The sequence below is a fragment of the Xanthomonas rydalmerensis genome (assembly GCF_033170385.1).
Classification (GTDB): domain Bacteria; phylum Pseudomonadota; class Gammaproteobacteria; order Xanthomonadales; family Xanthomonadaceae; genus Xanthomonas_A; species Xanthomonas_A rydalmerensis.
The window spans coordinates 506,283-515,000 of sequence record NZ_CP126170.1; the positions used below are offsets into that span (position 1 = coordinate 506,283).

8 protein-coding genes (1 of these 8 cut by a window edge) are annotated in these 8,718 nt (G+C 71.0%); 4 read left to right on the forward strand and 4 right to left on the reverse strand.

The window, feature by feature from the left end; genetic code table 11:
- Window positions 1-6: 6 nt before the first annotated feature.
- Window positions 7-2,340 carry a phosphomannomutase/phosphoglucomutase gene (locus QN245_RS02235; protein WP_317844444.1) on the forward strand — a complete coding sequence of 778 codons (2,334 nt, stop codon included), beginning with the start codon at window positions 7-9 and terminating at the stop codon, window positions 2,338-2,340.
- 49 nt (window positions 2,341-2,389) lie between these two features.
- On the opposite strand, the gene QN245_RS02240 is transcribed toward QN245_RS02235, so the two are convergent.
- Together QN245_RS02240 and pyrE are read right to left on the reverse strand one after the other, a co-directional pair.
- Window positions 2,390-3,061, reverse strand: a complete 672-nt coding sequence (locus QN245_RS02240) for a hypothetical protein (protein WP_184647272.1) — start codon at window positions 3,059-3,061, stop codon at window positions 2,390-2,392.
- An 18-nt stretch (window positions 3,062-3,079) separates the two neighbouring features.
- The gene (pyrE, locus tag QN245_RS02245; RefSeq protein WP_160968634.1) at window positions 3,080-3,739 is read right to left on the reverse strand and encodes an orotate phosphoribosyltransferase; all 660 of its coding nucleotides are present in this window, start codon (window positions 3,737-3,739) and stop codon (window positions 3,080-3,082) included.
- Window positions 3,740-3,868: 129 nt separating this feature from the next.
- Here pyrE and QN245_RS02250 point away from each other — a divergent pair, with 129 nt between their 5' ends.
- The 3 genes from QN245_RS02250 (at window position 3,869) to QN245_RS02260 (ending at window position 6,278) form a co-directional block, all read left to right on the forward strand.
- Entirely contained in the window at window positions 3,869-4,669 is an 801-nt protein-coding gene (locus QN245_RS02250) for an exodeoxyribonuclease III (protein WP_184450083.1), read from the forward strand.
- On the forward strand, window positions 4,666-5,985 hold the full coding sequence (locus QN245_RS02255) for an AmpG family muropeptide MFS transporter (protein ID WP_317844445.1): 1,320 nt from the start codon (window positions 4,666-4,668) through the stop codon (window positions 5,983-5,985). The genes QN245_RS02250 and QN245_RS02255 overlap by 4 nt, the downstream gene beginning before the upstream one ends.
- A gap of 65 nt (window positions 5,986-6,050) precedes the next feature.
- Window positions 6,051-6,278, forward strand: coding sequence for a hypothetical protein (locus tag QN245_RS02260; RefSeq protein WP_160968628.1), 228 nt, complete (start codon window positions 6,051-6,053; stop codon window positions 6,276-6,278).
- Between the two features lie 15 nt (window positions 6,279-6,293).
- Here the strand turns inward: QN245_RS02260 and QN245_RS02265 are convergent, their stop codons facing one another.
- Window positions 6,294-7,424, reverse strand: a complete 1,131-nt coding sequence (locus tag QN245_RS02265) for an anhydro-N-acetylmuramic acid kinase (protein WP_317844446.1) — start codon at window positions 7,422-7,424, stop codon at window positions 6,294-6,296.
- 89 nt (window positions 7,425-7,513) lie between these two features.
- Window positions 7,514-8,718 carry the 3' portion of a peptidoglycan DD-metalloendopeptidase family protein gene (locus QN245_RS02270; protein ID WP_160968624.1) on the reverse strand. Its footprint extends 250 nt past the window's final position, so only the last 1,205 of its 1,455 coding nucleotides appear in the window; the start codon falls outside the window, past its right edge; the stop codon is at window positions 7,514-7,516.

Below are 8,718 nucleotides of genomic sequence, written 5' to 3' on the forward strand. Positions count from 1 at the left end.
GTCTGCATGAGCGAGGCAACACAAGCGCGGCCGGTGCCGCACGGTTTGCGCAAGGTGGCGCCTCTGCTGACGGTGCTGCTGGTGCTGTTGGTGGTCTGGTTCGGCTGGAGCGGGGTCGAGCAATGGCGGGCCGAGCAAGCCGCCGCCACGCTGGAGCAGGCGCGCGATGCCGCGGTGACGCAGACCCAGCAGGCGCTGGCGGGCGTGGGCAAGCGCCTGTCCGAGCGCCTGCAGCAGCCGGCCGTGCAGGCAGCGCTGAGCCGCGGCGACGCCGCGGCCGCCGCCCAGGCCCTGCGTGCGGACTGGGCGCAGGCCGAGGACGCACAGGTGCTGCCGGCCGATCTGGAACCGGGCTACACCGATGCGGCGCACTTCGGCTACGGCCGCCTGGCGCTGCTGGAGAAGGCGCTGATGACCGGCAAGCTCGCCAGCGCGGTGATCCGCGACGGCGGCGGCCCCCGGCTGGGCCTGGCCTCGCCGGTTTCGCTGGGGGGCAGCGCCGGGGTGGTCTACCTGCGCCTGCCGCTGGCGTTGCTGACCGACCCGGTCGCGCAGGCATCGGTGCCGGGCACCGGCTACCTGGCCCTGCGCCAGGGCAGCTACGACGTGATCGCCGCTGGCGACACTGCGCTGCACGATCGCGCCGACGCGATGTCGCGCCCGGTCGGCGACAGCGGCCTGCGCATGGTCGCCTCGCTGCCGGATACCGAAGCCGGTCCGCTGGGATTGGGCGCGCTGCCTTGCCTGCTGGTCGCCGGCCTGTGCCTGGTGCTGGGCGCGCTGCTGTTGTTGGCCGCGCGCGGGCGCCTGCCGCAGCCGCGGGCGCGCCGCGCCGGCGCGGCGGCCGCCGAAGAACACACCCTGCAGCAGAGCCTGCAACGCCAGGAGCCGCCGCCGCCGCCGTCCGCCACCGAGGAGGCGGCGCCGGCCAAGCCGGTGCCGGCGTTCACGGTGGCGCCGGAGATCTTCCGCGCCTACGACATCCGTGGCGTGGTCGGCCGCGACCTCAGCCCGCAGGTCGCGGCGCTGATCGGCCAGGCGATCGGTGCGGTGATGCAGGAGCAGGGACTCAACGAGGTGGTGGTCGGTCGTGATGGCCGCCTGTCCGGGCCGGAATTGTCGGCCGCGCTGATCGAGGGTCTGCGCCGCGCCGGCTGCCATGTCACCGACATCGGCCTGGCGCCGACCCCGGTGGTGTACTTCGCCGCCTACCACCTGCGTGCCGGCAGCTGCGTTGCGGTGACCGGCAGCCACAACCCGGCCGACTACAACGGCTTCAAGATCGTGGTCGGCGGCGAGACCCTGTCCGGCGCCGCCATCGCCGACCTGCACGCGCGGATCAGCGCCGGCCGCCTGCCGGTGGCCGACGAGCCGGGCCGGCTGCAGCAGCGCGACGTCGGCGACGACTACATCCAGCGCATCGCCGACGACGTGCAGCTGGACCGCCCGCTCAAAGTGGTGGCCGATGCCGGCAACGGCGTCGGCGGCGAGCTGGCGCCACGGCTGCTCGAGGCCATCGGTGCCGAGGTCGTGCCGCTGTACTGCGACGTCGACGGCACCTTCCCCAACCACCATCCCGACCCCAGCGAGCCGCGCAACCTGGAGGATCTGGTGCAGACGGTGCGGCGCTTCGACGCCGACCTGGGCGTGGCCTTCGACGGCGACGCCGACCGCCTCGGCGTGGTCACCAAGGAGGGCACGGTGATCTATCCGGACCGCCTGCTGATGCTGTTCGCCGCCGACGTGCTGCAACGCAATCCCGGCGCGCTGGTGATCTACGACGTCAAGTGCACCGGCAAGCTGTCCGATTACGTGCTGCGCAACGGCGGCAGCCCGCTGGTGTGGAAGACCGGGCACTCGCTGATCAAGGCGAAGATGCGCGAGACCGACGCCGAACTGGCCGGCGAGATGAGCGGCCACTTCTTCTTCAAGGAGCGCTGGTACGGCTTCGACGACGGCCTGTACGCGGCGGCGCGGCTGCTGGAGATCCTGGCCCAGCGCGAGGAATCGCCGTCGGACGTGCTGGCCGAACTGCCCGACAGCGTGGCCACGCCGGAGATCAAGCTGCCGGTGGACGGGCAGGACGCGCATGCGCTGGTCGCCGACCTGGTCGCGCGGGCGCAGCAGGACGGCTCGCCGTTCGCCGGCGCGCGGCTGCTGACCATCGACGGCTTGCGCGCCGATTTCCCCGACGGCTGGGGCCTGGTGCGCGCTTCCAACACCACGCCGGTGCTGGTGCTGCGCTTCGAAGCCGACAACACGGCGGCGCTGGAGCGGATCAAGGCGCTGTTCCGCGCCCAGTTGCAGGCGCTGTTGCCGGCGGTGACGCCGACCTTCTGAGTCGCTCGCCCGCGCCCGGGATCGTCCGGGCGCCGGGCCGCGCGCCGGCTCAGCCGCCGGCGGTGGTCGCGGACTGTGCCGGGCCGCTGCCTCGGGCCGCGCGATAGCGCTGCAGCACGTCCTCGATTTCCTGATCCAGGCCGAGCCGCTGCTGTTCGAAGTTCTTCTGCATGCGCAACTGCCACAGCAAGGCGCGGTGCCGCTGCTGCACATCGACGGCGGTCTTGGCCGGCACGCTCTGCCCGGCCAGCTCGCGCGCGCCGGCGCCGGACAGCAGGCCGATCAGGCCCTGGCGCAGGCTCTCCACGTTGTAGCGCGCGGTCTGGATGTTGTTGTCGACGATGCCGATGCGCTCGGCGAACACCCGGCGCAGTTCGTCCTCGGTCTGGTACGACAGCAGCATCGCCTGGTCGGTGCGCTTGCGCGTCTCCAGCGCGGCCTGGTCGGCGCGTTGCTGCGCGGCGTCGGCGGCGGCCGCGGCGCGTTCCTCGGCATTCAGCGCACGCCCGACCTCGGCGCTGCGCATGCCGCTGGTCGCGTTGAACTCGTCGCGTGCCTGGTTCACCGCCTCCGGCGGCAGCGCATCGCTGCAGGTGCGTTGGCCGCCCTGGTTCCAGCAGTACAGCTTCTTGGACGGTGCCGATGCCTGTTGCGCCGCGACCGGCAAGGCCAGCAGCGCCAGCACGGCCGGCAGGACGCGATTGCGTGGTCGGATCGGCATCGTGGCAGCCCCCTGCTGTCAGCCAGACGAAGCGCAACCGTAGCGGGCCCGGTAGGCCAGCAGCGGTTCGCGGAAGCCGACAAGGTCTGCGTTTCCGTCGATGAATGCAAGCAGGTCGCCAAGATGCGCGACCGAGACCACAGGAACGCCGGCTTCGGCGGCCACCGCCTGCGCCGCGGAGCGGCGGTCGTGCTCGGCGGCGATCTCCTGGCGGTCCAGCGCGACCAGGATCGCGGCCGGCTCGCCGCCGGCGGCCCGGATGATGCCCAGCGCCTCGCGGATCGCGGTACCGGCGGTGATCACGTCGTCCACGATCAGCACCCGGCGGCCGGCCAGCGACGCGCCGATCAGGCTGCCGCCTTCGCCGTGCGCCTTGGCCTCCTTGCGGTTGAACGCCAGCGGCAGGTCGCGCTCGCGCCGCGCGTACTCGCAGGCCACTGCCGTGGCCAGCGGAATGCCCTTGTAGGCCGGGCCGAACAGCAGGTCGAAGTCGAGCCCGGCGGCATCGGCCGCATCCGCGTAGCACGCCGCCAGTCGCGCCATGCTGGCGCCGGAATCGAAGCGCCCGGCATTGAAGAAGTAAGGGCTGAGGCGCCCGGACTTCAGCGTGAACTCGCCGAAGCGCAGCGCCTCCGCGTCCAGGGCCAGTTGCAGGAAACGTTGCCGGTAGTCGGTCATTGGGGGGCCGGGATTCGGGATTGGGGATGACGGGATTCGTAAAAGCATAGCTGGTCGCGAGCGTGCAGCGTCCACGCATGGGGTACGCTTCCACGAATCCCCAATCCCTCCATCCCGAATCCCGGCTCTATGCGCATCATCAGCTTCAACGCCAACGGCCTGCGGTCGGCCGCCACCAAGGGCTTTTTCGAGTGGTTCGCCACCCAGCAGGCGGACGTGCTGTGCGTGCAGGAGACCAAGGCGCAGGAGCATCAGTTGGCCGGGCCGGCGTTCCTGCCGGACGGCTACCGGGTCTGGTTCCGCGACGCCAGCACCAAGAAGGGCTATAGCGGCGTGGCCATCTACAGCAAGCGTGAGCCGGACGAGGTGCGGACCGCACTGGGCTGGCCCGAGTTCGACGAGGAAGGCCGCTACATCGAGGCGCGCTTCGGCAACCTGAGCGTGGTGTCCTTCTACATTCCCTCGGGGTCCTCCGGCGAGCTGCGCCAGGGCTACAAGTTCCAGGTCATGGACTGGCTGCGGCCGATCCTGGTGGAGTGGCTGCACAGCGGCCGCGACTACGTGCTGTGCGGCGACTGGAACATCGTGCGCTCGGCGTTGGACATCAAGAACTGGAAGTCGAACCAGAAGAACTCCGGCTGCCTGCCCGCCGAGCGCGACTGGCTCAACGGCCTGTGCGCCGATCGCGCCGACGACGCCGACCCGGCCAGCGGCCGCGGCTGGGTGGACGCCTACCGCGCGCTGCATCCGGAGGGCCAGGACTACACCTGGTGGAGCAACCGCGGCGCGGCGCGCGCCAATGACGTCGGTTGGCGCATCGACTACCAGTTCGTCACTCCCGCGTTGCGCGAGCGCCTGCAGGGCTGTTCCATCTATACCGCGCAGCGCTTCTCCGACCATGCGCCGTTCACGGTGGACTACCGCGAATGAGCGGCGGTGCTTCCACGGCGCCGGTGTCCTACAAGGGCTGGGCCGGGATCAAGCGCGCCTTCGCCACGCCGTCGGCGGCGACGATGGCGCTGCTGGGTTTCGGCAGCGGCTTGCCGTTCCTGCTGATCGCCTCGCAGACCCTGTCCACGCGCCTGCGCGACGTCGGCCTGGACCTGGGCAGCATCGGCCTGATCAGCCTGGCCAGCTTCTTCTACCTGCTCAAGTTCCTGTGGGCGCCGCTGCTGGACCGCTACCGCTTCCCGCTGCTCGGCTTCCTCGGCCGGCGCCGCTCGTGGCTGCTGGTCTCGCAGTTGGGCGTGGCCATCGGCCTGGTGGCGCTGGCGTTCACCCGCCCCGAACTGAGTGTGGGCGCACTGGTGCTGTGGGTGCTGATCGCCTCTTTCGCCGGCGCCACCCAGGACTCGGTGGTGGACGCCTATCGCATCGAGATCGCGCCGTTGTCGGCGCAGGCTGCGCTCGCCGCGACCTACACCTTCGGTTATCGCATCGGCCTGATCCTGGCCGGCGCCGGCGCGCTGTATCTGGCGCAGTACGGCGACTGGACCGTGGCCTATCTGGTCATGGCTGGGCTGATGCTGCTGCCGATCCTCACCACCCTGCTGTGCCGCGAGCCGGAGGTGCCGGCCTCGACGGTGGTGCGCAGAATCGACGTGGTCGGCGCGTTCTGGCAGCCGATCTCCAGCTTCTTTTCCAGCAACGGCCTGGCGCTGGGGCTGGCGCTGTTGCTGTTCGTGGGCCTGTTCAAGTTCCCCGACCAGGTGATCGGCGTGATGTCCGGCCCGTTCTACCTGGACTCGGGCTTCGACAAGGCCGACATCGCCACCGTCTCCAAGCTGTTCGGGGTCTGGATGGGCATCGCCGGCGCCTTCGCCGGTGGTCTGGCGGTGGCCGCCTTCGGCTTCCGGCGCATGTTGCTCGTCGCCGCGCTGGGCGTGGCGCTGTCCAACCTGGCGTTCCTGCTGATGGCGCACAACCCCGGCCAGCTCTGGTCGTTCTACGCCGCGCTCAGCGCCGACAACCTGTTCCAGGGCTTCGCCGGCACCGTGCTGGTCGCCTTCATGTCCTCGCTGACCGACCGCAACTTCACCGCCACCCAGTACGCGCTGCTGGTGTCGCTGGCCAACCTGCCGGGCAAGTTCGTCGGCGGCGTCTCCGGCTACATCGTCGAAGCCACGTCCTACAGCACCTTCTTCGTGCTCAGCGCCTTCACCGTGATCCCGACCCTGCTGCTGCTGGCCTGGCTGTGGCCGCGGATCCGCGAACAGACGCCACAGGCCACCGCGTCCGGCGATTGAAAGGGCGCCCTGAGGCACGGATGATGGGTAACGGCGCATCCGTGCGCCGTTGCCCGGGAGTCCGCATGAGCGACCTTGTGTTGCGCGATATCGACCCGTTCCTGCTCGAACGCATCCGCCGCATCGCCGTCGCGCGTGGCTGGACCCAACGCCAGGCGGTGCTGGCCTTGATCGAGCAAGGCCTGTTCTCCAGCGAGCACGACGTGCGCAGCGGGTTCGAGCACCGCGAGGTGGATGCGCTGTCGGAGGCGATCGCGGCCTTGCGCGCGCTGCCGTCCGGCAGCGGCTTCTGACCTTCGACGCGTCGCTCAGGCGGGGTGGATCGCGCCGAGGATGCGCGGACCGCGTGCGCCGGTGACCGACGGCAGGTTGCCCGGCAGTCCGGCCAGGGTCTGCCGGGCCAGCCAGGCGAAGCCCATCGCTTCGATGTAGTCCGGGTCCAGGCCCCGCGCCTGGCTCGATTGCACCTGCACGTCCGGCAGCCGCGCCTGCAGCCGCGCCAGCAACAGCGGGTTGTGCACGCCGCCGCCGCACAGCAGCAGTTGCCGGGTCGCCGGCTGCTGTGTCTGCAGCGCGTCGGCGACGGTGACCGCGGTGAGTTCCAGCAGCGTCGCCTGTACCGCGGCCGGCGCAGGCGCCATCGCCTCCAGGCAGGCCTCCAGCCAGCGCAGGTGGAACTGCTCGCGCCCGGTGCTCTTGGGCGGCGGCAACGCGAACCAGGGATCGGCCAGCAGGCGCTGCAGCAGGTCGGCGTCGACCGCGCCGCTGGCGGCGAACGCGCCGCCGGCATCGTAGGGCTGGCCGCGATGGCGCTGGCACCAGGCATCGAGCAGCGCGTTGGCCGGGCCGGTGTCGAAGCCGCGCACGGCGCCGTGCGCCGGCAGCAGGGTCAGGTTGCCGATGCCGCCGAGATTGAGCACGGCCCGGTCCTCGTGCGCCGCCCCCAGCATCGCGGCATGGAAGGCCGGCATCAGCGGTGCGCCATGGCCGCCGGCGGCGACGTCGCGGCGGCGGAAATCGCAGACCGTGGCGATGCCGGTCAACTCCGCGATGCGGTTGCCGTCGCCGAGTTGCCAGGTAAAGGCGGGGTCGGCCAGCGGGCGGTGGCGCACGGTCTGCCCGTGCGAACCGATCGCGCGGACTGCGGCCGGCGCCACGCCGGCGTCGTCGAGCAGGCGCAGCGCCGCCTCGGCGAAGGCGATCGCGACCTCGGCGTCGAGCTTCCCCAGCGCGTCCAGCGAGGCGATGTCGCCGCCTTCGCCCAGCGCGATCAGCGCGGCGCGCTGCTGCGGTGCCCAGGCGTAGGTGCGACCCAGGTGCAGCTGTGGGCGTCCGTCATGGTCGAAGCGCACCAGCGCGGCGTCGATGCCGTCGGCGCTGGTGCCGGACATCAGGCCGAGGAACAGGGCGTCGTCGGAAACGGCGGAAGGCGAGGGCATGCAAGGCACCAGGCGGCGGTCGGCGCCGCAGCGTGGGCCAGGTACCGCCGCCCGTCAATGCGCGGCGCGGCGGAACCGGTCGCTGGCGCTCAGCCGGCGTCGTGCGAGGCGGCGGCCTTGGACGAGGCGACGACCTTCTTCTTCTTCGCCCCCGGCTCGTCGGCATCGGCGTAGATCAATTTCTCCACGCGCTGGATGCGCGCCAGCGCCGGCGAGGTCTGCGCGCGGAACGCGGCCAGTTCGGCGCCGGCCAGCGGGGTCGGCGGCGGCATCGTCACCGAGGCCGGATTGCGCTGCACCCCGTCCACGCGGAATTCGTAGTGCAGGTGCGGACCGGTGGCCATGCCGGTCATGCCGACGAAGCCGATCACCGTGCCCTGGTTGATGCGCTGGCCCACCTTGACGCCGCCGAAGCGCGACATGTGCCCGTACAGGGTGCTGTAGCCCTTACCGTGGTCCAGGATCACCACGTTGCCGTAGCCGCGCTGGGTGCCGACGAACTGCACACGCGCATCGCCGGCCGCCATGATCGGCGTGCCGGTCGGCGCCGCGTAGTCGATGCCCTTGTGCATGCGCATGGTGCCCAGCACCGGGTGCTTGCGCGCGCCGAAGGTGGAGCTGATGCGGCTGTAGGACACCGGCATGCGGATGAAGCTTTTCTTCAGCGGCCGCCCGGTCACGTCGAAGTATTCGGCCGGCTTGCCGCCGCGCTCGAAGCGGAAGCCGCTGTAGGTCTTGCCGCGGGTGGTGAACGTCGCCGCCAGGATCTTGCCGGTGTCGATGCGCTCGCCTTCGCGCCAGGTCTCGTCCATGACCACGCTGAAGCGGTCGCCCGGCTGCAGGTCCTTGTCGAAGTCGATGTCGTACTTGAAGATCTCGTCGGTCATCGTGGCGATCGCCGACGGCGACAGCCCGGCCTTGCGCGCGGCCACGTACAGCGAACTGGTGATCTCGCCGCTGGTGACCACGGTGCGCGTGCTGGTCTCGCGCTCGATCACCTTTTCCTTGATGTCGTCGCCCAGCAGCGACAGCTCCACCCGGTGGGTGGCGTCGCGGTCGAAACGCAGGGCGCGCAGGTCGCCGCCGTCGGCCAGGTCGAAGCCGATCTCCGCGCCCGGGCGCAGCTTGGTCAGCGCGTCGTGGGTGCCCGGATGGTCCAGCACCCGCTGCATCACCGTGGCCGGAAGGCCGAGTTGCTCGAACACCGAACCCAGGGTCTGCCCGGATTGGATCCGCACCACCTGCCAGTTGTCGGTGTTCGCGGCCTGCTGTTGCTGGGCAAGCGAGATCGGCG

Excerpts from the sequence above, each read along its gene's own strand:
- QN245_RS02235 (WP_317844444.1), top strand. The coding sequence starts at position 7 with ATGAGCGAGGCAACACAAGCGCGGCCGGTGCCGCACGGTTTGCGCAAG.
- QN245_RS02240 (WP_184647272.1), bottom strand. The coding sequence starts at position 3,061 with ATGCCGATCCGACCACGCAATCGCGTCCTGCCGGCCGTGCTGGCGCTG.
- pyrE (WP_160968634.1), bottom strand. The coding sequence starts at position 3,739 with ATGACCGACTACCGGCAACGTTTCCTGCAACTGGCCCTGGACGCGGAG.
- QN245_RS02250 (WP_184450083.1), top strand. The coding sequence starts at position 3,869 with ATGCGCATCATCAGCTTCAACGCCAACGGCCTGCGGTCGGCCGCCACC.
- QN245_RS02255 (WP_317844445.1), top strand. The coding sequence starts at position 4,666 with ATGAGCGGCGGTGCTTCCACGGCGCCGGTGTCCTACAAGGGCTGGGCC.
- QN245_RS02260 (WP_160968628.1), top strand. The coding sequence starts at position 6,051 with ATGAGCGACCTTGTGTTGCGCGATATCGACCCGTTCCTGCTCGAACGC.
- QN245_RS02265 (WP_317844446.1), bottom strand. The coding sequence starts at position 7,424 with ATGCCCTCGCCTTCCGCCGTTTCCGACGACGCCCTGTTCCTCGGCCTG.